Source organism: Microbacterium sp. AG790 (genome assembly GCF_003634765.1).
Taxonomy (GTDB): domain Bacteria; phylum Actinomycetota; class Actinomycetes; order Actinomycetales; family Microbacteriaceae; genus Microbacterium.
On sequence record NZ_RBWZ01000009.1, the window covers coordinates 306,917 to 331,242 of the forward strand.

Below are 24,326 nucleotides of genomic sequence, written 5' to 3' on the forward strand. Positions count from 1 at the left end.
CCACGTATTACCGGGCCGTCGTCACGCGATCGCGACGCACCTCAGCCCTCGATCCCGCCGCTCAGCGCACGTGCACGACGTCACCGGCACCCACGATGCTCTCCACACCGTCGCCGGTCGCGACGACGAGCCGGCCGTCGGGGTCGAGCCGCACGGCACCGCCGATCAAGGTTGTGTCATCCGGCAAGCTCACGCTCACCTGGGCGCCGAGCGTGCCACACCGCTCGGCGACCGTCGCCGCGACGGCGTCCCCTCCGCCGACCGCCAGTGCCGCGATCAGATCCCGCAGCCCGCCGACGTAGTCGGAGAGCAGACGATCCTCGTCGACGTCGACCCCCGCCACCGCGAAGGACGTCGCGGTCGGCACCGGCAGGTCCGCCTCCGCCATGGCCGTGTTCACCCCGGCGCCCAGGATGACGGTGTGCGGGTCGGCGGGGAGGACCTCGGCGAGGATGCCGCAGATCTTCCGACCATCGACGAGCACGTCGTTCGGCCACTTCAGCGCCACCGCATGCCCGGGCAGCTGCGCGGCCACGGCGTCGACCATCGCCGCACCGGCGACGAGCGGAATCCAGCCGCGATCGTGCACGGCGACAGCGCCGACGCGCAGCACCGTCGAGACCGCGACGGCGGAGCCCGGCGGTGTCACCCACGTGCGATCGAGGCGTCCGCGACCGGCGCGCTGATCGCGCGTCACCAGCAGCGACAGGTGCGGGTGGGCGTCAGGGTCGCCTTCCACGTCATGGAGGAGTTTCGCGTTCGTCGAGTCGACGCTCTCGATGACGTGCACCCGCGGTGAGACGGCGGCGGTCAGGGCGTAGCCCTCGGTGGGAATCGACATAGCGCCACCCTACGCGCGGGCCGCGCGCGGCGGCAGTGAGCGATGGCGCGGCATCCCACAACCGAATCGCCGTCCCGTTGTGAGCGTCCCCCAACAGAGTCACCGACCCGGTCGCTAGGGTGGAAGGCGTGCCTCAGCAGTCAGAGCCTTCCGTGCCGCCAGTGACGTCCGCGCAGCCCGACCTGTCCACCACCGCCGGCAAGATCGCCGACCTGCGTGCCCGCTACCAGGAGGCAGTGGTCGACGCGGAGGTGCGCGCCCAGGAGAAGCAGCACGCGAAGGGCAAGATGACCGCCCGCGAGCGCATCGAGCTGCTCGTGGACCCCGGCACGTTCGTGGAGTTCGACGAGTATGTGCGCCACCGCACGACCGCGTTTGGGATGGACCGGTCGCGCCCCTACGGCGACTCGGTCGTCACGGGCGTGGGGACCATTCACGGTCGCACCGTCGCCGTCTACGCGCAGGACTTCACCACCTTCGGCGGGTCGCTGGGCGAGGTCGCGGGCGACAAGATCATCAAGATCATGGAGTACGCCCTGCGCGGCGGCATGCCGATCATCGGCATTCTCGACTCCGGCGGCGCCCGCATCCAGGAGGGTGTGGTCGCCCTCGGCAAGTACGGCGAGATCTTCCGCCTCAACACCGCTGCGTCGGGTGTGATCCCGCAGATCTCGATCATCATGGGACCGGCCGCCGGCGGCGCCGTGTACTCCCCCGCCCTCACCGACTTCGTGGTCATGGTCGACAAGACCAGCCAGATGTTCGTCACCGGCCCCGACGTCATCAAGACCGTCACCGGCGAGGACGTCGGCATGGAGGAGCTCGGCGGCGCCTACACGCACAACACCCGCTCCGGGGTCGCGCACTACCTGGCCGAGGACGAGGACGATGCGATCGACTACGTCCGCTCGATGGTGGGCTACCTGCCCGACAACAACATGGCGGAGATCCCGGTGTACGAGAACGGCTTCGAGTGGGAGACCACCGACGCCGACCGCACCCTCAACACGGTCGTGCCCGACTCCCCCAACCAGCCGTACGACATCCACCAGGTGATCTCGCACATCGTCGACGGCGGCGACTTCCTCGAGGTGCAGCCGCTGTTCGCCCCGAACATCGTCATCGGCCTCGGCCGCGTCGAGGGCCGCACGGTCGGCATCATCGCCAACCAGCCGTCGCAGATGGCGGGCACGCTCAACATCGAGGCGGGCGAGAAGGCGAGCCGGTTCGTCCGCTTCTGCGACGCGTTCTCGATCCCGATCCTCACCCTCGTCGACGTTCCCGGCTACCTGCCCGGCACCGACCAGGAGTGGACGGGCGTCATCCGCCGCGGCGCGAAGCTGCTGTACGCGTACGCCGAGGCGACCGTGCCGCTGGTGACCGTGATCCTGCGCAAGGCTTACGGCGGCGCGTACATCGTCATGGGCTCCAAGCAGCTGGGCGCCGACGTCAACCTCGCCTGGCCCACGGCAGAGATCGCCGTCATGGGTGGACAGGGCGCCGTCAACATCCTCTACCGCGGCGAGATCCGCAAGGCCGAGGAGGCCGGCGAAGACGTCGCCGCCGTCCGCCAGCGCCTCGCGAACGAGTACACCTACAACGTCGCCTCGCCCTTCCTGGCGGCCGAGCGCGGTGAGCTCGATGGCATCATCGAGCCCGCGCAGACCCGCGTCGCGGTCGCGAAGGCGCTGCGCTCCCTGCGCGGGAAGCGGGCCAGCCTGCCCGCGAAGAAGCACGGTAACATCCCGCTATGAGCACGTCCGCGATGCCCGCGCCGGAGGCGGATCTGCCCGGCGCGGATGCCGTGCACCTCGACATCCGTCGCGGAAACCCCACCGCGGAAGAGCTCGCCGCCGTCATCGCCGTCGTCACGGAGGCCTACGAGCGCGAGGCCGCGGATGCCGTCGTCGAAGACGCACCGCTGCGGTCGGCGTGGGAGGTCTCCGCGCGCGGCCTCCGGGCACCCCTGCGGCGCGATGTCGCCTGGGGACGATTCGCGGGCTGAGCCGCGGTCGGTCGTTTGTCCCCCAAAATACCTACAGACACAGCTTCTTCCACCGGGAAGAATCGATATCGCTGGAACGCTTCTGCGTTCGGCCGATCTGCTTCATGAGTGGGTCGGCCCTTGGCGAGTCGGTTTTCGGGTAACCGCTCGCATGGCGAGGGGCGGGCGGCTTCGCCGCCCCTCGCCTCCTCTTCTTCCGACGGCTTGGTCCGACGGCTTGGTGCGACGGCTTCGTGCGACGGTCGCGGCGGATCGTCCGGCCGCACGCATTCATGGCCGTCGCGGAATCTCGCTCCACAGATCGACCTCGTCCTCGCCGTCGTCGTCGGCGGCGGAGCGACCGACCACGGTGACGGCCACGTCGTCGTGGGTGGCGGCTCGCACGTAGACACGGTCGGAGTCGGCCTCGGCCAGGACCGCCGCCAGACGCGATCGCACGGCCGCCCGCTCTGCCGGCGAGAGACCGTCGAGGCCCCCTTCGTCGAGCACGGACACCGTCGTCCCACGTTCCCGCGCCGCCGCGAGCGCCGCACGCACATCCGCGTCGAGCAGAGCTGAGCCGCGCAGTTCGTCGCGCAGCGCCTCCTCGGCGATGCGCGCCGCGCGCCGCTCGCCCTCGCTCAGCCTCCCCGACGCCTCGATCGTGCGGGTGAGAACCGGCCCGGCCAGGGCGAGGGCACGCTGCACCTGCGTACGACGTTCGCGCCGTATGCCCTCTTGGCTTGCGAGCCACTCCGAGGCGGCTCGCTGGAGCGCGGTGAGCTCCGCGGTGTCGCGCGCGGCCCGATCGACGAGCCACGTCAGCAGCTGCGCCACCCCCACCCAGAGCACCGCACCGACCACACCGAGCGCCAGCGCGGCGGCCGGGCCGATCCAGAACGCCGCTTCAGCGGCGAGGATGACGATCCCGGTCCACGCGATCCACGGGCGGCGGCGCACCATCACGATCGTCAGCAGCGCGCCGATGGCACCCAGGCTCCAGGTGCCGGCATCCGCGCCACGCGCTTCGGGCTCGACGGCGAGCCACGTCGCGTTGGGCACCAGCACCGCCGCGGCGAGCGCGAGCGCCGCGGCTCCGGCGGGCAGTACCGGACTGCGCCCGAGGTCGCCGGTGATGGGATCGCGACGGGTCGGCAGGGCGCCGGCGCTCCAGAAGACGCAGATCCACGTCGTCGCCAGATACAACGCCCCCGCGCACACCACGACGAGCGGCATCTGCGCCGTGACCGTCCAGACGAGACCGCCGATCGCGAGATAGGTCGTGAACGCGATCGCCAACGCCGACAGGGTGGCATGCACGCGGAAGTTCATCGGGGGAACTCCCAGTCGAGCACCACGAGCGTCCCGTCGGTCCCGGTCCGTACGCGCGCACGTCCGCCCACAGCCGCGACGCGCGCGACGATCGAACCGCGGATGCCCAGACGATCATCGAGGATGTGCGCCGGATCGAAGCCGGGGCCCCGATCGATCACCTGCACTCGGAGACGCTGCGTGTCTGCGCGCAGCCCCACGCGCAGGCCTTCGCCGTGCGCGTGGACGATGGCGTTGGACACCGCCTGAGTGGCGGCGAGGACGACGGCGCGCGCAACGCGCCCCGGGACGGTCGGGGTGGCTGCATCGATATCGGCAGCGATGGCCGCGTTCGCATCCAGATCGGCCACGACTCTCTCGAGGGCTGCGGCGATCGCCGTCACGGCGACCGGCTCGTCGGGTCCCTCCCCGGCGTCCTGATCGGTGTTGGCCAGCCGGGTCAGCGCCTCGCGCGCCATCGCCGTCGCCAGTGCCTCCTCCCGCGGGGTGCGCGCCCGCTCGGCCGCGATCAACGCCGCCAGCACGCTGTCGTGCATGAGCGCGGCGACAGCGACCCGCTCGGTCTCGGCAGCGTTGTTCGCGGCGGCGACGGCGTAGGAGGCGACAGCGTCGCTGCGCGCCTGATCGATACCCACCGCCACGCCACGCAGCAGACGTCCCAGGGTGATCACCACGGCCGCCAGGATCGCGGCGAACACCGCGTCGCGCACGACGCCGAGGTCCTGGGAGGACGGCACGCCGAGCTGGGTCAGCCGGGCGATCGCGTACAGGATCGGGATCAGCGCCGCCCACGCGATCTGCAGCGGAAGGCCGAAGGCGAGCACCGCCGCGGAGGTGCCCACGTTCAGCAGATACCAGATCCAGGGCGCGCCGTCCGCGGCATCCGCGCGAGCGTAGGTGGCGAGGGGCCAGCAGAGCAGGACGATCGGGAAGACGACCGCGAAGATCCCGGCGACCGTGCGCACCCCCACACCGGCGACGGATGCCGCGACCATCATCGCGAGCGGGATGAAGACGACAAGCAGCAGCGGCAGGTGCGCGGGCGGCGCCTCCTGCCGAGAGCCCAGCGCGTTGAGGAAGGCCTGCGTGCCCAGCACCGCGCAGCCGAGGGCCACGACGATGCGGATGATCCGCTCCACCCTCGCTTGCGTGAACCGCTCCGCACCCGCGGCGATGTCACCGAGGGGACGGCGAACCGCCGGGTCGACGGCGATCGGCAGGGGCTCAGTCGTCACCGCTGGTCGCTCCGGCGTGGCCGGGCATGAGACCGTCCTCCATCGCCCGGCGGAGCAGATCGACCTTCGTGGGGGCGGGGCGGCCGACCTCGACGTACTTCGTGCGCACGCGTGTGATGTTCTCCTTCGCCGTGGAGTAGGCGATGCCGAGCCGCTCGGCGACGGCCTTCAACGGCAGACCCGCGGCATACAGTCGGAGGACATCGCGTTCACGGTTCGACAGCTGCGCGTCGGCGAAAGCGCGGTCGCCGTCGACGGCACTGGCCCACTCGACGTTGTCCAGGGCCTCTCCGCGGGCCACGGTGCGGATGGCGGCGATGACGTCGTCGATGCGAGACGCCTTGCTGATGACACCGGCGGCTCCGGCGGCCAGAGCCTCGCGGACCGCAGCAGGACGGTCGGCGACGCTGTGGATCAGCACCGGCGACCCGTCGGCGATGATGCCGGTGACGTTCTCGGTGACCGTGGTGCCGTCGCCGAGCGTGAGGTCGAGCACGACGATGTCGACCGGCGCCGCTCCCGACCGCTGACGCCACTCGAGATAGGCACGCACGCTGCTGCCGGAGAAGACGACCTCTTTGGTCACGGCACGCTTGCACGCCGCCTCGAGCCCGAGGCGCACGGACTCGTGGTCATCGATGAGGGCGACGCGGGTCATGTCTTCAGCCTAACGAGGCCACTCGAACGCCCACATCCGACGAAGGAGTGAGGTTCGGGCGGCCCCCGGCGTCACGGCTCGCGCTGCAGGAGCGCCACGGCTTCCACGTGGTGCGAGTGCGGAAACAGGTCGAAAGCCTCGATGCGGCGGACGCCATACCCGCGTTCCCGGAACGCTCCGACATCCCGGGCCAGCGCCACCGGATCGCACGCCACATAGACGACGGATGCCGGTGCGAGCGCCGCGACCGCGTCGACGACCTCCCGCCCCGCGCCGGCCCGTGGCGGGTCGAGCAGCGTGACGCCGCGACCGAGCCGCCCGCGCTCGACGGCGCCGGCCTGGGCGTGCAGGCGCGCGAGGAACCGGTCGGCACGAGCGGTCTCGGCGCGCGCTCCCACCCACGCGGCGAGGTTCTCCCCCGCATGCTCGGTCGCCCGCGGATCGGACTCGACCGTCGTGATGCGGGTGGCGGAGCCTCCGAGGGTGCCGAGGGTCGCGGCGAACAGCCCCACACCGCCGTACAGATCGAGGTGCTGCGCCTCGGGATCGACGCCGTCGGCGTCGGCGAGCAGATCGGCCACGGCGCGGGTCAGGGTGTGCGCGGCGAGGCGGTGCACCTGCCAGAATCCACCGGCGTCCAGCTGGAAGGAGCGCCCATCGACCTCTTCGGTGATGATCTCTCGCGCCGCGGCATCCCCTCCCGCACGTTGCGGCGTGCCGCGCCGTGGACCGCCGCCACGACGGCCCGATCCGGCCCGCACGGCGGTCGAAGCCTCGGGGCGGGGCACGATGCGCACTCGGCCGTCGGCGGGCTGGACGAGATCGACCCGGCCCGAGGGAGCCGACAGCGCACGTGCCGCGCGCTGGATCTCGGCCGTGGCGAGCGGCAGATCCTCCACCTCGATCACGCGGTGGCTCCGCGCCGCGTACGGACCGACCCGACCGTCGCCGTCGACGTGGAGGCTCACGCGTGTCCGCCACCCGGTCGCGTCGGCGGACTCCTCGGCGACGACCTTCCCCTGCCCCGAGAGGAGGGGGCGCGCTCCGCGGATGGCCACCGACGGGTGCTCGAGACCGCCGAAGCGCTCGAGGGCGTCACGCAGCACCTGGAGCTTCAGCTCACGCTGGTGCGCCAGCGCGATGTGGCCGAAGTCCGCCCCTCCGGGGCGCCGGTCGGGATCGATCTGGACATCGGCGGCCGCCCAGATGTGCGAGCGTCGATGCGGCGAGGCATCGAGCACCTCGACGACGGCGCCGCGCCAGAACGACGACTTCGCGGTCTCGGTCAGCCGCACGCGGACGCGTTCGCCGGGAATCGCATCGGAGACGAACACGACCCGCCCCTCATGACGGGCGATGAACACGCCCCCATGGGCCACGTCGGTGATGTCGAGGTCGAGGAGGTCTCCGGGGTTCATCCTTCGATGCTGTCACGGATCCCCGACCCCGCACGCGACGGACCGTACGCTGGACGGCATGCGCGTGTGCCTCGCCTCCACCTCGCCCGCCCGACTCATGCTCATGCGCCAGGCCGGCATCGAGCCGCTGCTGCGTGCGCCTGAGGTCGATGAGGAGGCGGTCATCGACGACATCCAGGCGCGGGAGGCTCGTGTCCTGCCTCCTGACGAGCACGTTCTGCTGCTCGCGCGACGCAAAGCGGCCGACGTCGCGGTCTCCCTCGTGCGCGAACTGCCCGACTTCGACGGAGTCGTCGTCGGCGGCGACTCCATGTTCGAGATCGACGGTCAGGTGCTCGGCAAGCCGCTGCGGCCCGAGGTCGCCGTGGCGCGGTGGGAGCAGATGCGAGGCAAGACGGGCGTGCTGCATTCGGGCCACAGCGTCATCCGCGTTCGCCCCGGGCAGCCGGCGCGCGAGGAGTACGCCGTGGCCGCCGCCGCCGTCACCTTCGTCTCCGATATCTCGGATGCCGAGATCGCCGCGTACGTCGCCACCGGCGAACCGTTGCAGGTGGCCGGAGCATTCACGGTGGACAGCCTGGGCGGGCCGTTCATCGAGCGCGTGGACGGCGATCCCTCCACGGTGGTGGGGATGTCGCTGTCGACCGTACGCCGCCTGTGCAACGCGCTCGGCATCGCCTGGACCGATCTCTGGAGGTCGGCCCACTCCCGATCGGGCAGCGCGCCGGACAGCGGCGCGTCTTCGTAGGCTCTCACACACGAATCGCCGACGATCTTGTGCGGGTGATCCAAAGGAGCATGCTCTCCCGTGGGTAGGCTGGCATCCATGCCACGCTCACTGGACCTGACGTCCCCGCGCCCGCAGATCACAAAAGTGCTCGTCGCGAACCGCGGAGAGATCGCCGTCCGAGTGATCCGCGCCGCCCGCGACTCGGGGAAGGCGTCGGTGGCGGTCTACGCCGACCAGGACCGCGACGCCATGCACGCCAAGCTCGCCGACGAGGCGTACGCGCTCGAGGGCGCCACGAGCGCCGACACCTACCTGTCGATCGAGAAGATCCTCTCGGTCGCCCGCCGCTCCGGCGCCGACGCGGTGCACCCCGGCTACGGCTTTCTCGCGGAGAATGCGGAGTTCGCTCGCGCCGTCACCGCCGCCGGCATGATCTGGATCGGCCCGTCGCCCGAGGCGATCGAGGCTCTGGGCGACAAGGTCACGGCCCGCCACGTCGCCGAGAAGGTGGGCGCTCCGCTGGCCCCGGGCACCCCGGGTCCGGTCGCCGGGGCCGATGAGGTCGTCGCCTTCGCCGAGCAGGTGGGCCTTCCCATCGCGATCAAGGCTGCCTACGGCGGCGGCGGACGCGGTCTCAAGGTCGCCCGCGAGCTCGACGAGGTCGCCGAGCTGTTCGAGTCGGCCACCCGCGAGGCGGTCGCGGCCTTCGGTCGCGGCGAGTGCTTCGTGGAGAAGTACCTCGACAAGCCGCGCCACGTCGAGACGCAGTGCCTCGCGGATGCCGAGGGCAACGTCGTCGTCGTGTCGACGCGCGACTGCTCGCTGCAGCGACGCCATCAGAAGCTCGTCGAGGAGGCGCCCGCGCCGTTTTTGACCGATGCGCAGAAGGAGACGCTCTACGCATCTTCGAAGGCGATCCTCCGCGAGGTCGGGTACGTCGGGGCGGGCACGTGCGAGTTCCTCATCGGCGCCGACGGCACGATCTCGTTCCTCGAGGTGAACACCCGCCTGCAGGTCGAGCATCCCGTCTCCGAGGAGGTCACCGGCATCGACCTGGTGCGCGAGCAGTTCCGTCTCGCCGAGGGCGGCACCCTCGACTACGACGACCCCGAGCCGCTCGGCCACTCGATCGAGTTCCGCATCAACGGCGAAGACCCGGGCCGCGGGTTCCTTCCCCAACCCGGACGCATCCACCAGTTCAAGACGTTCGGCGGCCCCGGCATCCGCCTGGACTCCGGTGTCACCGCGGGCGACAGCGTCTCCGGCGCGTTCGACTCGCTGCTGGGCAAGCTCATCGTCACCGGCCGCGATCGCGCCGAGGCGCTGGAGCGCTCGCGTCGCGCCCTCGACGAGTTCGAGGTCGCGGGCATGCCGACCGTGCTGCCCTTCCACCGCAAGGTCGTTCGCGACCCTGCGTTCACCGCGGAAGACGGTCACTTCGGCGTGTTCACGCGCTGGATCGAGACCGAGTTCGTCAACGACATCGCGCCGTGGGACGGCGAAGCCGAAGCCCCGGCCGGCGCCGAACCGCGCCACACCGTTGTCGTCGAGGTGTCGGGCAAGCGCCTCGAGGTGAGCCTGCCGGACCGCATCGCCCTCGCCCCGGCCAAGATCGGTCGCCCCGTGGCTGCGCCACCCTCGCGCCGCTCGCACGCCCCCTCGGCGGTCGCCGGTGCGTCCGGCGACGCGGTCAAGTCGCCGATGCAGGCCACCGTGGTCAAGGTCGCCGTCGAAGAAGGCCAGTCGGTGGTCAAGGGCGACCTGGTCGTCGTCCTGGAGGCCATGAAGATGGAGCAGCCCATCCCCGCGCACAAGGACGGTGTCGTGGGCGCCATCAACGCCGACCCGGGCACCACCGTGTCGGCCGGCCACCAGCTGCTCACGATCTCCTGATCATGCGTCCGGCCCGCTCACGTCCGATCCTGGCGACGGGCGCGGCCTGCCTCCTGGCTCTCACCCTGGCCGGATGCAGCACCGGCCCGTCGGATGCCGACCGCGCGGCGTGGACCGCATGGTCGACCGCGATCGTGGGCACGACCCCGAACACGGCCGCGAGCGCCCCGATCACAGCCTCCGCCGCGCGCGGCGTCACTCTCGAGTTCTCCCCCGCGACGGCGTTTCGCGCCGTGGAGCTGCGCTGCATCGGCGCCGCGCGCGCCGAGTTCGCGCTCACCTACGTCGCGGGAAGCTCGACCGTGGGGACACAGCAGGACATCGTCTGTCAGAACGGCGCCCTGCGCACCCCCATCGCCATTCCCACCGCGATGCAGAACCTCACCTCGTTCACCGTCTCGGCAACCTCGTCGGACGGCGAAGGCGTCTGGACCGCGCAGCTGCAGCGGTAAGCGGCGCGCGCACGCGCGAGCCGGCGGCGAGAGCGCTCAGCCGAAGAAGTCGTCGTCGCGGTTGACGAGGTGCATCGCGCGGGTCGCGTCCGTGATCGACGCGCTGAGCGAGGGGAAGACGGCGAACACGCGCGAGACCTGATCCACGGTCAGCCGACGCTCGACGGCGATCGCGATCGGGTAGATGAGCTCGGAGGCACGCGGGGCGACGATGACGCCGCCGATGACGGTGCCGCTGCCCTCGCGCGCGATGATCTTGACGAAGCCGTCGGTGATGCCCATCATCTTCGCGCGGGCGTTCGCCGCGAGGGGCAGCTTGTAGACATAGCCGTTGATGGCGCCCGTCTCCAGGTCCTTCTCCTGACGGCCGACGGTGGCGATCTCGGGCGCCGTGAAGATGTTCGCGGTGATGCGGCGACGCTCCAGCGGGATGACGGTGTCGCCGAGCGCGTGGAAGATCGCGGTGCGTCCTTGCATGGAGGCCACCGAGGCCAGCGGAACGAAGGTCGTGCAGTCGCCGGCGGCGTAGATGTTCGGCACTGAGGTGCGGGCGACGCGATTGACGCGGATGTGACCCGACGCGGTCAGCTGCACGCCGGCATCCTCGAGTCCGATACCCGAGGTGTTCGGGATCGAGCCGACCGCGAGCAGGCAGTGGCTGCCCTCGACCGTACGGCCGTCCGAGAGCGAGACGACGACACCGTCGGCGGTGCGCTCGACCCCGTCGGCGCGCGACTTCGACATCACCGTCATGCCGCCCCGGGTGAAGACCTTCTCCAGGACCGCGGCGGCGTCGGCGTCCTCGCCCGGGAGCACCTGATCGCGGCTGGAGATGAGCGTCACCTTGGCGCCCAGGTTCATGTAGGCGGAGGCGAACTCGGCACCGGTGACACCGGAGCCGACGACGATGAGGTGCTCGGGAAGCGCCTTCATGTCGTAGAGCTGCGTCCACGTGAGGATCCGCTCGCCGTCGGGGCGGGCGGTGGGCAGCTCGCGGGGCGAGGCGCCGACCGCGACGACCAGGGTGTCGGCTTCGACGCGATCGAAATCGGTTCCGCCGGGGCCGGTGGCGACGACGATCGCGTGATGGCCGTCGAGTCGTCCGTGTCCGGAGATGATGCGCACACCGGCATCGACCAGCTGCGCGCGCATGTCATCGGACTGCTGGCGAGCGAGCGAGAGCAGGCGCTTGTTGACCGCGGCGAGGTTGATCGCGACCTCGGGCTTGAGCGCGACACCGCTCTCCCCCTTCGCGAAGAACTGCACGCCGAGGTCGGAGGCCTCCGAGATGGCGACCGCGGCATCCGCCGTCGCAATGAGGCTCTTGGAGGGGACGACATCGGTGATGACGGCCGCGCCGCCCACGCCCGCACGCTCCACGAGGGTGACGTCCGCGCCGAGCTGTGCCGCTGCGAGCGCCGCTTCATAGCCTCCGGGACCGCCCCCGAGGACGGCGACCGACTGGGTGTTCACGAAGCTCGAGGACATTGCTCCATTGTCTCAGGCCCCCGCCGCCACTCGTGCCGCCGTCCACGCGCACGGACTCACGCGCCGCGGGTGGCCCGCCGGGGCCGCGGTTCCTAGAGTGGGAGCATGTCCGACATGAACACCAATCCGCTCGACGACCCCTCCGCCGACCCGTTCGAGGTGGCCGCGCGCGCCGCCGCCGATATCGCACGCCTGACCGGCGTCGAACGGCACGACATCGCCCTCACGCTCGGCAGCGGCTGGGGCAAGGCCGCCGACCTCGTCGGCGAGACGACCGCGACCATTCCCGCGACCGAGGTCACCGGCTTCAGCGCGCCCGCGCTGGCCGGCCATGTCGGATCGATCCGCAGCATCGTCACCCCCGAGGCGAAGCGCGTGCTCGTGATCGGCGCCCGCACGCACTACTACGAGGGACACGGTGTGCGCCGGGTCGTCCACAGCGTGCGCACGGCCGCCGCCACGGGGGCCTCGACGATGGTGCTCACCAACGGCGCCGGCGGCATCAAGGAGACGTGGACGCCGGGAACCCCCGTGCTCATCAGCGACCACATCAACCTGACGGCCGATTCGCCGCTGGAGGGCGCGACGTTCATCGACCTCACCGACCTGTACTCCTCGCGTCTGCGCGAGCTCGCCCGCACGGTCGATCCGACGCTCGACGAAGGGGTGTACTGCCAGTTCCGCGGCCCCCACTACGAGACTCCGGCGGAGGTGCAGATGGCCAAGGCGATCGGCGGACACATCGTCGGCATGTCGACGGCACTCGAGGCGATTGCCGCCCGCCAGGCCGGGATGGAGGTGCTCGGTTTCTCCCTCATCACCAACCTCGCCGCCGGCATCCAGAAGAGCCCGCTCAGTCACGCCGAGGTGATCGAGGCCGGCCAGGCCGCCGAGCCCGTGATCTCCGCGCTGCTGGCCCGCGTGATCGGACAGCTGTGAGTGGCGCGGATGCCGCGGGGACGGTGCTCGATGCGGCGCGCGCCTGGCTCGCGCAGGACCCCGATGAGCTGACACGCGCGGAGCTGACCGCCATCGTGGATGCCGCAGCGGATGGCGATGAGGCGGCATCCGCCGAACTCGCCGACCGTTTCGGCACCCGCCTGCAGTTCGGCACCGCGGGTCTGCGCGGACGCCTCGGAGCAGGCAGCAACCGCATGAACCGGGTGCTGGTTTCTCAGGCCGCGGCGGGCTTCGCCGCCTACCTGCGTGAAAAGGCGGCGCCGGGAACGACGCCGCTCGTGGTCATCGGCTACGACGGCCGCCGCAACTCGGACGTGTTCGCCCGCGACTCGGCGGAGCTGTTCGCCGGCGCGGGCCTGCGCGCGGTGCTGCTTCCGCGGATGCTTCCCACCCCGGTGCTGGCCTTCGCGGTGCGCCATCTCGACGCCGCCGCCGGCGTCATGGTGACGGCGTCGCACAACCCGCCGGACGACAACGGCTACAAGGTGTACCTCGGCGGCGCCGATGCCGGGTCGCAGATCGTCTCCCCCGCCGACGCCGAGATCGCGGCGCACATCGATCGCATCGCGGCGTCCTCGCTCGTTCCGGATCTCGCTCGCGCCGCGTACGAGATCGCCGACGAGTCCGTGATCTCCGCCTACGTCGCCGCCACCGCGGCCGTCGCCCCCGCCACCGCGGGCGCGGCCGGCATGAACTGGGTGTACACGGCCATGCACGGCGTGGGCTCAGAGACCCTGCACGCGATCCTCGACCTCGCCGGCTATCCCCGCCCCCGTGTCGTGGAGGCGCAGATCGCGCCCGACGGGCGCTTCCCGACCGTGGCCTTCCCCAATCCGGAGGAGCCGGGGGCGATGGATCTCGCGTTCGAGACGGCGCGCGCCGTCGGTGCCGACTTCGTGATCGCCAACGACCCGGACGCCGATCGACTGGCCGTCGCCCTCCCCGATGAGAAGGCCCCCGGCGGCTGGCGGCGGCTGACCGGCAACGAGATCGGGCTGCTGCTGGGCTGGCGCGCCGCGGCGCGCGCCGGCGAACGCGGTGAGACGGGGTCGCTGGCCTGCTCGTTGGTGTCCTCTCCGGGCCTGCAGACCGTCGCCGAGCACTACGGTCTCGACTTCCACGCGACGCTGACGGGCTTCAAGTGGATCTCGCGCGCGCCCGGCATCCTGTACGGCTTCGAGGAGGCGCTCGGGTACCTGGTCAACCCGGAGACGGTGCGCGACAAGGACGGCATCTCCGCCGCCGTGGCGATTCTCGGCATGATCGCCGAGGCACGTGAGCGCGGTGAGAGCCTCACCGATCTGCTGCGAGAGTTCCAGGAGACGTTCGGCTTCTTCGCGTCGGGCCAGGTCTCGCTGCGCGTCGAGGACCTGTCGGTGATCGGGCGCATCATGTCGGCGCTTCGTCAGGCTCCGCCCGCTCAGGTGGGCGCGGTGGCGGTGACCGGCGTCGACGACCTTCTGACGGGGGCCGGCGGCGTGCCGGCCAGCGACGTGCTGCGGCTCTGGCTGGAGGACGGGTCGCGCCTGATCGTGCGCCCGAGCGGCACCGAGCCCAAGCTCAAGGCGTACCTGGACGTGCGCGGCACCTCGGCCGCAGACGCGCAGGAACGGCTCGCCGCCCTGGATGCCGCCACCCGCACCCTCCTCCTCTGACCCCCGCCTCACACCCCGCCTCTCACCCCGCCGAGTCGCCACGTTTCGACCGAGCCGCGACGACGTTGCGCGACGAATCGTGGCGGCTCGGTCGCATGATGGCGGCTCGGGGGAAGGGGGAAGGGCACGCGGATAGGGTGGGGGCGTGCTGCTGACCGATCCTGTCGTCCTCGAGAACGAGCATGTGCGGCTGGAGCCGCTGCGGGCGGACCACGCCGGCGACCTGCAACGTGCCCGCGAGGGGCTGCAGTACGCCTGGTACACCTCGGTTCCCTCAGACGCGAGCGCAGACATCATCCACCGACTCGCCGAACGCGACGCCGGGCGCATGAACCCGTTCGCCGTCGTGGTCGGCGGCGTGGCCGTGGGGATGACGACGTTCTGCGCCATCGACCTGGACAGTCCGCGGGTGGAGATCGGCTACACGTGGTTGTCGCCGACGGTGCAGCGCACCGGTGTGAACACCGCCGCCAAGCTCCTGCTGCTGGAGCACGCGTTCGAGCAGTGCCACGTGATCGCCGTGCAGTTCTGCACACACTGGCACAACCGTCAGTCGCGGGCCGCGATCGAGCGCCTCGGCGCGAAGCAGGACGGGGTACTCCGCAACCATCGGGTGGGCCCCGACGGCACCCTGCGCGACACCGTCGTGTACTCGATCCTCCCGCACGAGTGGCCGACGGTGAAGCAGGGCCTGCGGGCCCGGCTGCGCTGAGCGTCGACGATGGGCGACGTGGCTCGGGGTGCCTCAGCCGTCGACGACGGCCACGAGCTCATCGAGGAAGGGTCCGAAAGACGTCCCGCGGCGGACGATCCGCTGCACGCTGTCGCGCTCGCTGAACACTTCGACCAGCTGCTCGAACACCGTCTGGAATGCTTCGCGATCGCTCTCGGAGAAGGCCACCATCGCGATCACCTGCACGCGCCCTTCGCCCCAGGCCATCGACGGATCGGCGATGCCCACGGCGATCGCCGTGCGCGTGGCGGTCATCCCGATCGCGTGGGGCACCGCGAGCGCGTCGGTGAACGCGGTCGATGACAACCGTTCGCGCTCGAGCGTGCGCGCGACGTACCCCTCGTCGATGACGCCCTGCGCGACGAGTCGGGCTCCGAGGTCGCGGATGACGCTCTCCTCGTCGGCATCCGCGGCAACGCGTCCGATGAAGGCGTCGGCCGAGAAGTAGCGCCCGAGCTCATCGCGCAGTCGTGCCAAGCGACGCGCGCGGCGCACGCGTCCGGCCGCCGCCTGCACCCGCTCGATGTCGCTCTCCGTGAGGAAGGGCTGGATGCGCACGATGCCGTCACCGGTGAAGGGCGGGTCGATCGTCGTGAGGATCAGATCGGTCTCGATCGCCCGCCAGTCGGGGTCGGCCCGCGTGTCCACGCCGACGACGTCGACCGCCTGTCCGAGCGAGCGGTCCACGCTCGAGCGCAGCAGTTCATGCAGTTCGTAGTACCCGGGGCACACGATCGTGGCGGTCAACACGGTGCCCGCGTGGCGGCTTCGTTCCAGCTGGCCGCCGACGTGCATCGCGATGTAGGCGATCTCGTCGTCCAGGAGCGGGATGCCGAGAAGCCCCCGAAGCCCGTCCGCGATGAACACCGCGACCTCGAAGATCATCGGGTAGGTCGCCTTCAGCGAGCGGGTGAGCGGGTTGCGCGACCACGCCTGCTCCTGTGCGCGCAGCCGCAGGTTCTGCACGTGGAGGGCGAGACGCAGCACGAAATCCTCGTGCTCGATGTCGACGAGGAACTCGGATGCCGCGCGGTGCACGACGTCGCGGACCGCCGCTTCGACCTCGGGCTGTAGACCCGCTCGGGTCACCGATGCCGCCTCACCGGGGCCGGGCGCGACGACGCGGCCGAGGACGAGTGCGGCGAGGTGGCGACGGTCGCCCGCCCCCAGGCGCACCCCCAGATGCCGCTCGCAGAGCGTGTCCAGCAGCGCCCCCACCTGCTCCTGAGCGGGCGTCGTGCCGTCCAGCGCCGTCGTCTCCAGCGCACGGTCGTGGGCGACGCGGTCGGCGGTGATGGCGACGTGCATCATCACGTCGCCGATGCCGAACTCGTTGACGAAATACCCGAGTTCCCGCAGACCTGAAACGAGATCGGCTTTGAACGGACCGAAGACCGCTTCGCCGATCGATCCCGCACCGAGGCTGCGCCGCAGGGCATCGAGGTCGAACGCGCCGTCGTCGGTCTCGTCGTGGGCGAGCCGGCTCAGCAGGCGCCGTTGGGCCATCTCCGTGCCCTTCAGCCGCGCGCGCGATCCGCTGCGCTCCAGCGTGAGCTCGGTGTCGCCCAGCAGCGCACGGACCCGGCCCAGGTCTCCCTCGAGGGTCGCCGGACTGACGTGGAAGTCCTCGGCGGTCTCGAAGACGTCGATGCCCTCCCGACCCGACAGCAGTCGACGCACGAGCCGGTGCACGCGCTCCCGAGGAGTCGCGGCATCCGCTCCGGCGCGCAGCGCTGCGGGCGCATCCGCACCGGCGCGGTAGCCGAGCGGACCAGACTCGACGACGACGCCCCGCGGCACGCGGGCGTTGAGCGCGGTGACGTAGCTGCGGATGCTGCGCGGGGTCACTCCGACGATGTCGGCGAGCTCGGCGGCGGTGAGCCAGTCATCCTCTCGCGTGAGCAGTGCGATGACCCGGTCCTGGCGCGCTCTGCTCATATCCACCAGTCAACCACGCGGACCGTGCGCTGTTTCCGCCCCCGCGGAAACAGGTGTGGTTGTCGCCTCCCAGCGCGTTCACAAGAATGGCGGAGAAGGAGGCGGATCGATGAGGATCCTCGTTGTGTGCGGCGCGGGAGCGTCGAGCACGTTCGTCGCGCAGCGTGTTCGTCACGCAGCGCAGGCGGCCGGGCGTGAGCTCAGTGCCGTCGCCGGCACCGAGCAGTCGCTCCCGATCGACATCGATGCCGCAGACGTGGTGCTCGTGGGTCCCCACCTGCAGAGCAGCCTGGACCGCATCCGTCGCGAAGCGGCGGCGCGCCCCGCGCGCGTCATCCTCCTTCCACCCGACATCTACAGCGACCTCCACGGCACGCGCACCCTCGCGCTGGTCGACGAGGCCCTGGCCGCTTCCACAGAACTGCCCGCTTCGACGGAGAGGAACCCCGCATGAGCTCTGTGTCACGCACGATCCGCATCGGATCGTCCAATGGCCTGCACGCCCGCCCCGCGAAGCTGTTCGCGCAGGCGGTGAAGGACTCCGGTCTGCCCGTGACGATCTCGAAGGGATCGGGCGCCGCCGTCAATGCCGCCAGCATCCTCGGCGTGATCTCGCTCGGCGCGGAGAAGGGCGACTACGTCACCCTCATCGCCGAGGGCGAGAACGCCACCGCCGTGCTCGACGTGCTCGCCGAGCTGCTGACGACCGACCACGACGAGAACTGAACCGAAAGAGAGACCCGAAGATGAGTGAACTCCGTGGAGTGGGTATCGGACTGGGAGTCGCCCAGGGACCCGTGGCCCGTATGGCCGACCCGCTGCCCGCCCCCTCGGACGTGCCCAGCACGCTGACGCCCGACGAGGAGCTGGCCCGCGTGCGCGCGGCGGTCTCCGCCGTCGCCCGTGAGCTCGAGGAGCGCGGCTCGAAGGCCGGCGGTCTCGCCCGCGACGTCCTGGAGGCCCAGGCGATGATGGCGGAGGACCCCACGCTCGACACCGAGGTCTCCGCCCGCGTGAACACGGGCAAGACGGGCGAGTTCGCCGTCCACGAGGCCTTCGCCAGCTTCCGCGACACCCTCGCCGCGATGGGCGGCTACCTGGGCGAGCGCGCCGCGGACCTCGACGACGTCGCCCAGCGCGTCATCGCACGCCTGCGCGGCCTGCCCGCCCCGGGCGTGCCGGACCCCGGTCACCCGTTCGTGCTCGTCGCGAAGGATCTCGCCCCCGCCGACACCGCCCTGCTCGACCTCGACCAGGTGCTCGCGCTCATCACGACCGACGGCGGTCCGACCTCCCACACCGCGATCCTCGCCCGCGAGAAGTCCATCGTCGCCATCGTCGGCGCCGCCGCCGCCAAGGACCTCACCGACGGGCAGACGGTCATCGTGGATGCCGCGAAGGGTGTCGTGACCGTCGACCCCACCGAGGACGAGCTCGCCCAGGCCCACAACCGCGCCGCCGACCGCGCCGCCGCGGCATCCGCCCCGCTCACCCCGGGTGCGCTGAAGGACGGCTCCGCGGTTCCGCTGCTGGCCAACCTCGGCAAGCCCGGTGGCGCGGCCGAGGCGGTCGAGCTGGGCGCCGAGGGCGTCGGCCTGTTCCGCACCGAGTTCCTCTTCCTCTCGGCCACTCAGGCCCCGACCGTCGAGGAGCAGACCGCGTCCTACACCGAGCTGCTGAAGGCGTTCCCCGGCAAGAAGGTCGTCGTCCGCGCTCTCGACGCCGGGGCGGACAAGCCCCTCGCCTTCCTCAACGACGCGCACGAAGACAACCCCGCCCTGGGCCTTCGGGGCCTTCGAGCCCTGCGCGCCAGCGAGGACATCCTGCGCGAGCAGCTCACCGCGCTCGCGAACGCGGACGCCGCGACCGAGGCCGACCTCTGGGTCATGGCGCCGATGGTCGCCACCGTCGAGGAAGCGGACTACTTCGTGACGCTCGCGAAGGAGTACGGCATCAAGACCGCCGGCGTCATGGTCGAAGTCCCCTCGTCCGCGATCCAGGCGAAGCGCATCCTCCAGATCGCGGACTTCGCCTCCATCGGCACGAACGACCTCACGCAGTACACGCTCGCCGCCGATCGGCTGCTCGGCTCGGTGGCGTCGTACCAGGACCCCTGGCACCCCGCGGTCCTGGAGCTGATCAGCATGACAGCCGCCGGCGGCAAGACCAACGGCAAGCCGGTCGGCATCTGCGGCGAGGCCGCCGCCGACCCGCTGCTGGCCGTCGTGCTCGTGGGCCTCGGCGCGACCACGCTGTCGATGGCCCCCACGGCCCTCGCGGACGTGCGCGCCTCGCTTCTGCAGTACACCCGCGAGGATGCCGAGCGCATCGCCGCGGCCGCTCTTGCCGCCGATGACGCGGCATCCGCACGATCGGCGGCTCAGGCCGCCGCTGAGAACCTCGCCGGCTGACGGTGCGGCACATTCGAAGGGAACGAAGACAATGACAACGGCGTCCACGACATCCACGGGGGTGAACCGCGCACGCGTCGGCGTGCAGAGGTTCGGCACCTTCCTCTCCGGCATGATCATGCCGAACATCGCGGCCTTCATCGCGTGGGGCTTCATCACGATGCTCTTCATCTCCGCGGGCTGGTTGGGCGGCTGGTTCCCCGTCGCCAACCTGCTCGGCGGGTTCGGCGATGCGGCGACGATCAACTGGCAGGGCGCGATGACCGCGCTCGCACAGAGCAAGGATGGAGCGACCTTCACGACGTTCGTCGGCCTCGTCGGCCCGATGGTGACGTATCTGCTGCCGCTGCTGATCGCCAACACGGGCGGTCGCATGGTGTACGGCGAGCGCGGCGGCGTGGTGGCGAGCATCGCGACGATGGGCGTCATCGTCGGCACGAACATCCCCATGTTCCTCGGCGCGATGATCATGGGCCCGCTGGCGGCGTGGATCACCAAGCAGATGGACAAGCTGTGGGAAGGAAAGATCCGTCCCGGCTTCGAGATGCTGGTGAACAACTTCTCCGCCGGCATCCTGGGCATGCTGCTCGCGATCTTCGGATTCTTCGCCTTCGGTCCGGTCATGCTGGGAGTCAGCACGTTACTCGGCGGCATCGTGGGCTGGCTGGTCGATCTGCGCCTGCTGCCCGTGCTGTCGGTCATCGTCGAGCCGGCGAAGGTGCTGTTCCTCAACAACGCCATCAACCACGGCGTGTTCACCCCCCTCGGCATCCAGCAGGCGACCGAGGCGGGCAAGTCGATCCTCTTCCTCATCGAGGCCAACCCCGGCCCCGGCGTCGGACTTCTGCTCGCCTTCACCTTCTTCGGCGTCGGTGCGGCTCGCGCTTCGGCTCCGGGCGCGATCATCATCCAGTTCTTCGGCGGCATCCACGAGATCTACTTCCCGTACGCGCTGAGCAAGCCGATGACGATCCTCGCCCTCATCGCGGGAGGCGCGACCGGCGTCACGACCAACATGATCTTCAATGGCGGACTCGCGTTCCCGGCCGCGCCGGGCAGCATCATCGCGGTCACAGCCGCGGCTCTGACGCCCGAAGCGGGCGGCGTGGGCAACCTGCTGGTCGTGTACCTCTCCGTGATCCTCGCTGCAACGGTGACCTTCCTCGTCACCGCGGTGATCCTGCGGGCGTCCCGCAAGCGCGACCTGGCGGCGGAGGCGGACTCCAGCGCATCGTTCGAGGCGGCGATCGCCCAGACCGAGGCGAACAAGGGCAAGAGCTCCGAGGCCCTCGCCGGCCTCCGCGCCGGGGCCGCCGCGAACGCCGGGCTCGAGGGTGGCCAGTCGTCGCTGTCGGCCGACCGGGCCGCCGACGCCGTCGCCACGGGAACGGTGGCACCCGCCGGACGCGTGACGAACATCGTGTTCGCCTGCGACGCCGGTATGGGCTCGTCCGCGATGGGCGCGAGCGTGCTGCGCAACAAGATCAAGAAGGCCGGCGTCGACGACGTCTCGGTCACCAACAAGGCGATCGCCAACCTCGACGGCAGCGAAGACCTCGTGATCACCCAGCAGCAGCTCACCGACCGCGCACGCGGGCGCACGCCGAACGCCACGCACGTGTCGGTGGACAACTTCATGAACTCGCCGAAGTACGACGAGGTCGTGGATCTGGTGGTCCAGCAGCACAAGAACCAGGCCTGATCGCTCAGGCCCCCCGACGCCGCGGGGACAGGATGCGCGATGCCCCGCCCCCGCGGCTCTCACCCGATACAGCGTCGCCCAGACGTACGATGACCGGGACGACGCTGCGCACAGAAGACGAGGACGACATGTCACGCGATGTACTGAAGATCGATCAGGTCCGGATCCACTCCGGGTCGGTCACGAAAGAGCACGCCATGCGTGAGGCCGCAGACATCCTCGAAGCCGCCGGAGCCGTCACCTCCGCCTACTACGACGCGATGCTCCAGCGCGAGCAGACGGTGTCCACCTACATGGGCAACGAGCTCGCGATCCCCCACGGCACCAACGAGACGAAGGATGCCATCCTCGACTCGGCACTCTCGTTCGTCCGCTATGACGACGGCGTCGACTGGGACGGCGAGAAGGTCAGCTTCGTCGTCGGCATCGCCGGCAAGGGCGACGAGCACCTGGACATCCTGTCGCAGATCGCCCTGCTGTTCTCCGAAGACGAGGAGGTCGCACGTCTGAAGGCGGCGACCACCGCAGAGGAGCTGTTCGCACTGCTGTCGACGGTCAACCGCTGATGAAGGCCGTCCACTTCGGCGCCGGCAACATCGGTCGCGGCTTCGTCGGGCTGCTGCTGCACGAAGGCGGCTACGAGCTGGTGTTCTCGGATGTCGCGGCATCCTTGGTCGACGCCATCAACGCGGGTTCGGAGTACACCGTCCACGAGGTCGGCGATGGCGGCACCGACACGGTCGTGACGGGCTTCCGCGCGATCAACAGCGCCACCGATCCGCAGGCGCTGATCGACGAGATCGCCACCGCCGAGGTCGTGACCACCGCGGTCGGCCCGACGATCCTGCGCTTCGTCGCGCCGCACATCCTGGCCGGTCTGGCCCTGCGTGACCCGTCCCGACCTCCGCTGCAGGTCATGGCGTGCGAGAACGCGATCGGGGCGACCGACACCCTCCGCGACGAGATCCGTGCGCAGGCCGGAGACGCCTGGGACGCGATCAGCAACCGGGCGGTGTTCGCCAACACCGCTGTCGACCGGATCGTGCCCGCACAGCCGGAAGGCGCGGGGATCGACGTCACCGTGGAACCGTTCTTCGAATGGGCCATCGAACGGCCCCCCTTCGCCGACGCCCCGCCCCACATCCCCGGCGCCCACTTCGTCGACGACCTCGCCCCCTATATCGAGCGCAAGCTCTTCACGGTGAACACCGGCCACGCCGCGACCGCCTATTTCGGTGCCCGCGCCGGCGTCGAGAAGATCTCCGACGCGCTCGCGGATCCGTCCATCGCCTCCCGCGTGGCCGCCGCGCTCGAAGAGACCTCCGCACTGCTGGTCGCGGTGCACGGATGGGATGCCGCCGAGCTCGCGGAGTACCGGGCGACGATCCTGCGCCGCTTCGCCAACCCGGCTCTGCCCGACACCGTCGGCCGCGTCGGACGCCAGCCGCTGCGCAAACTCTCGCGACACGAGCGCTTCATCGGGCCCGCCGCGGCCGCCGCCGAGCGCGGGCTGTCGACCGGCGCACTCGTGGACGCCATCGGCGCCGCCCTCGAGTTCGACGAGCCCGACGACGAGCAGTCGGTCGAGTTGCAGCGACGCCTTCGCGAAGAGGATGCCGCCACCTTCACCGCCGCGGTCACCGGACTCGAGCCGTCCCACCCGCTGTTCGCCGCGGTCGAAGCCGTCGTCGCACAGCGTCAGTCCGAGCTCTGACCCGCTCCCGCGCCCCCGGGACGGCGGACCGCGCTGGCTTCCGGCCGCGGAGCCCGGGGGCCCCTTCCACCGTTCACTACTCCGGAGATCCCTCGGTACACCGCACCCAGCCGGGGCTGTGGCCGACGGTCGCGAGCGCATCTCCGGAGTTGTGAACGGCGACGACTCCTCCCCCGCGCCCCGCTGAACCCGGTCGTCCACCGGCGCGGCAGACAAGGCCCTGCCCGACGGGCGTCGCGGTCAGAGTTCTGGACATGATCCGATCGTCTGCCGACCGTCTCGTTCTGCCCAGCGCCGTCCCGACCGCTGTTCTGCGGCGTGCTCACCTGCTCGCCGCGGGAGCCACCGGCCGACAGATCACCGATGCGGTGCGCGACGGACGGCTCCTGCGCCTGCGGCGCGATCACTATCTGCCCCGGGACACCGATCCGCAGGTGTGCGCGGCGGTGCAGTGGGGCGGGCGCCTGGACTGCGTCTCACTGTTGCGACTTCTCGGCGTGTTCGTACGGGAGCGTGCGGGGTTGCACATCCAGCTCGCTCCGGACGCCTCCCGCACGCCGCGACCGGGGGCGTCGACGGAGATCGTGCGACATTGGCGTCCCACCTCCAGCGCCGCCGATGATGTGCTCGTACCTGTCCGCGAAGCACTATGTGCAGCGGTGCGCTGCCAGCGGCCGCGGGATGCGATCGCGACTCTCGACAGCGCGTGGCATCTCGGGGCAGTGGATGAAGACGGTCTCGCTGACGTCTTCGCGCACCTTCCCGGGCGCTACCGATCCCTGCGGCCGCTTCTCGACCAACGTGCGGAGGCGGGTACCGAGACCCTCGTCCGCCTCATGCTGCGCAGTCTGGGATGCCACGTGGAACTGCAGGTGCGAATCGACGGCGTCGGCCGAGTGGATCTCCTCGTCGACGGCTGGCTTGTCATCGAGTGCGACAGCCTCTCGCACCACGGGTCGTGGGGGGATCACAAGCGAGACCGCCGCAGGGATGCCGCCGCAATCGGACTCGGCTTCACGACCCTGCGGCTGCTCGCCGAGGACATCCTCTTCCGTCCGGAATGGGTGATCGAGGTTCTCCGGCGGGCGCTAGCTGTGCTGCCCAGGGACGTTGGTTGAGGTGTGACGCGATAGACGGGTGAGGACCTCCCGGTCGAGAGTGGAGCTGTCTAGTTCCCGCACT

General features: G+C 70.7%; 22 protein-coding genes. 15 read left to right on the plus strand and 7 right to left on the minus strand.

Annotation, left to right across the window (positions count from 1 at the left end):
* Positions 1–61 precede the first annotated feature (61 nt).
* The gene (locus DEU37_RS10990; RefSeq protein WP_121190706.1) at positions 62–841 is read right to left on the minus strand and encodes a biotin--[acetyl-CoA-carboxylase] ligase; all 780 of its coding nucleotides are present in this window, start codon (positions 839–841) and stop codon (positions 62–64) included.
* Between the two features lie 152 nt (positions 842–993).
* On the opposite strand from DEU37_RS10990, the gene DEU37_RS10995 reads away from it, so the two are divergent.
* On the plus strand, positions 994–2,595 hold the full coding sequence (locus DEU37_RS10995) for an acyl-CoA carboxylase subunit beta (protein WP_183043664.1): 1,602 nt from the start codon (positions 994–996) through the stop codon (positions 2,593–2,595).
* An 11-nt stretch (positions 2,596–2,606) separates the two neighbouring features.
* Positions 2,607–2,846 (plus strand): acyl-CoA carboxylase subunit epsilon, encoded by a 240-nt coding sequence (locus DEU37_RS11000; protein WP_121190745.1) that lies wholly within the window; start codon positions 2,607–2,609, stop codon positions 2,844–2,846.
* A 270-nt stretch (positions 2,847–3,116) separates the two neighbouring features.
* On the opposite strand, the gene DEU37_RS11005 is transcribed toward DEU37_RS11000, so the two are convergent.
* The 4 genes from DEU37_RS11005 to DEU37_RS11020 all read right to left on the minus strand — a co-directional run bounded on the left by DEU37_RS11005 (position 3,117) and on the right by DEU37_RS11020 (position 7,468).
* Positions 3,117–4,145, minus strand: coding sequence for a hypothetical protein (locus DEU37_RS11005; RefSeq protein WP_259457254.1), 1,029 nt, complete (start codon positions 4,143–4,145; stop codon positions 3,117–3,119).
* A gap of 8 nt (positions 4,146–4,153) precedes the next feature.
* The gene (locus tag DEU37_RS11010; protein ID WP_121190709.1) at positions 4,154–5,392 is read right to left on the minus strand and encodes an ATP-binding protein; all 1,239 of its coding nucleotides are present in this window, start codon (positions 5,390–5,392) and stop codon (positions 4,154–4,156) included.
* Positions 5,382–6,050: a response regulator transcription factor gene (locus tag DEU37_RS11015; RefSeq protein WP_121190710.1), complete on the minus strand. Its 669-nt coding sequence runs from the start codon at positions 6,048–6,050 to the stop codon at positions 5,382–5,384. The genes DEU37_RS11010 and DEU37_RS11015 overlap by 11 nt, the downstream gene beginning before the upstream one ends.
* Before the next feature lie 71 nt (positions 6,051–6,121).
* Positions 6,122–7,468: a class I SAM-dependent RNA methyltransferase gene (locus tag DEU37_RS11020; protein WP_121190711.1), complete on the minus strand. Its 1,347-nt coding sequence runs from the start codon at positions 7,466–7,468 to the stop codon at positions 6,122–6,124.
* Positions 7,469–7,526: 58 nt separating this feature from the next.
* On the opposite strand from DEU37_RS11020, the gene DEU37_RS11025 reads away from it, so the two are divergent.
* From DEU37_RS11025 to DEU37_RS11035, 3 genes are all read left to right on the plus strand, one after another.
* Complete coding sequence (locus DEU37_RS11025; RefSeq protein WP_121190712.1) at positions 7,527–8,216, plus strand: nucleoside triphosphate pyrophosphatase; 690 nt, start codon at positions 7,527–7,529, stop codon at positions 8,214–8,216.
* Positions 8,217–8,294: 78 nt separating this feature from the next.
* A complete protein-coding gene (locus DEU37_RS11030; RefSeq protein WP_121190713.1) occupies positions 8,295–10,091 on the plus strand; it encodes a biotin carboxylase N-terminal domain-containing protein in 1,797 nt (598 codons plus the stop codon).
* A 2-nt stretch (positions 10,092–10,093) separates the two neighbouring features.
* On the plus strand, positions 10,094–10,543 hold the full coding sequence (locus DEU37_RS11035; RefSeq protein ID WP_259457255.1) for a hypothetical protein: 450 nt from the start codon (positions 10,094–10,096) through the stop codon (positions 10,541–10,543).
* A gap of 36 nt (positions 10,544–10,579) precedes the next feature.
* On the opposite strand, the gene DEU37_RS11040 is transcribed toward DEU37_RS11035, so the two are convergent.
* Positions 10,580–12,031: an NAD(P)H-quinone dehydrogenase gene (locus DEU37_RS11040; RefSeq protein WP_121190714.1), complete on the minus strand. Its 1,452-nt coding sequence runs from the start codon at positions 12,029–12,031 to the stop codon at positions 10,580–10,582.
* Between the two features lie 105 nt (positions 12,032–12,136).
* Between DEU37_RS11040 and DEU37_RS11045 the strand changes: the two genes are divergently transcribed.
* From DEU37_RS11045 to DEU37_RS11055, 3 genes are all read left to right on the plus strand, one after another.
* Positions 12,137–12,970 carry a purine-nucleoside phosphorylase gene (locus tag DEU37_RS11045; RefSeq protein ID WP_121190715.1) on the plus strand — a complete coding sequence of 278 codons (834 nt, stop codon included), beginning with the start codon at positions 12,137–12,139 and terminating at the stop codon, positions 12,968–12,970.
* Positions 12,967–14,646 (plus strand): phospho-sugar mutase, encoded by a 1,680-nt coding sequence (locus DEU37_RS11050; RefSeq protein ID WP_121190716.1) that lies wholly within the window; start codon positions 12,967–12,969, stop codon positions 14,644–14,646. The genes DEU37_RS11045 and DEU37_RS11050 overlap by 4 nt, the downstream gene beginning before the upstream one ends.
* 145 nt (positions 14,647–14,791) lie before the next feature.
* A complete protein-coding gene (locus tag DEU37_RS11055; RefSeq protein WP_121190717.1) occupies positions 14,792–15,358 on the plus strand; it encodes a GNAT family N-acetyltransferase in 567 nt (188 codons plus the stop codon).
* A gap of 33 nt (positions 15,359–15,391) precedes the next feature.
* Here the strand turns inward: DEU37_RS11055 and DEU37_RS11060 are convergent, their stop codons facing one another.
* Positions 15,392–17,317, minus strand: a complete 1,926-nt coding sequence (locus DEU37_RS11060; protein ID WP_121190718.1) for a transcription antiterminator — start codon at positions 17,315–17,317, stop codon at positions 15,392–15,394.
* A 109-nt stretch (positions 17,318–17,426) separates the two neighbouring features.
* On the opposite strand from DEU37_RS11060, the gene DEU37_RS11065 reads away from it, so the two are divergent.
* The 7 genes from DEU37_RS11065 (at position 17,427) to DEU37_RS11095 (ending at position 24,262) form a co-directional block, all read left to right on the plus strand.
* Complete coding sequence (locus DEU37_RS11065; protein WP_121190719.1) at positions 17,427–17,771, plus strand: PTS sugar transporter subunit IIB; 345 nt, start codon at positions 17,427–17,429, stop codon at positions 17,769–17,771.
* Entirely contained in the window at positions 17,768–18,043 is a 276-nt protein-coding gene (locus DEU37_RS11070; protein WP_121190720.1) for an HPr family phosphocarrier protein, read from the plus strand. The genes DEU37_RS11065 and DEU37_RS11070 overlap by 4 nt, the downstream gene beginning before the upstream one ends.
* 20 nt (positions 18,044–18,063) lie before the next feature.
* Complete coding sequence (gene ptsP, locus DEU37_RS11075) at positions 18,064–19,728, plus strand: phosphoenolpyruvate--protein phosphotransferase (RefSeq protein WP_121190721.1); 1,665 nt, start codon at positions 18,064–18,066, stop codon at positions 19,726–19,728.
* Between the two features lie 31 nt (positions 19,729–19,759).
* Positions 19,760–21,430 carry a PTS mannitol transporter subunit IICB gene (locus DEU37_RS11080; protein WP_121190722.1) on the plus strand — a complete coding sequence of 557 codons (1,671 nt, stop codon included), beginning with the start codon at positions 19,760–19,762 and terminating at the stop codon, positions 21,428–21,430.
* A gap of 128 nt (positions 21,431–21,558) precedes the next feature.
* Positions 21,559–21,996 (plus strand): PTS sugar transporter subunit IIA, encoded by a 438-nt coding sequence (locus tag DEU37_RS11085; protein ID WP_121190747.1) that lies wholly within the window; start codon positions 21,559–21,561, stop codon positions 21,994–21,996.
* A complete protein-coding gene (locus DEU37_RS11090) occupies positions 21,996–23,144 on the plus strand; it encodes a mannitol-1-phosphate 5-dehydrogenase (RefSeq protein WP_121190723.1) in 1,149 nt (382 codons plus the stop codon). Before DEU37_RS11085 ends, DEU37_RS11090 begins: the two co-directional genes overlap by 1 nt.
* A 254-nt stretch (positions 23,145–23,398) precedes the next feature.
* Complete coding sequence (locus tag DEU37_RS11095) at positions 23,399–24,262, plus strand: endonuclease domain-containing protein (protein ID WP_121190724.1); 864 nt, start codon at positions 23,399–23,401, stop codon at positions 24,260–24,262.
* Positions 24,263–24,326: the final 64 nt, after the last annotated feature.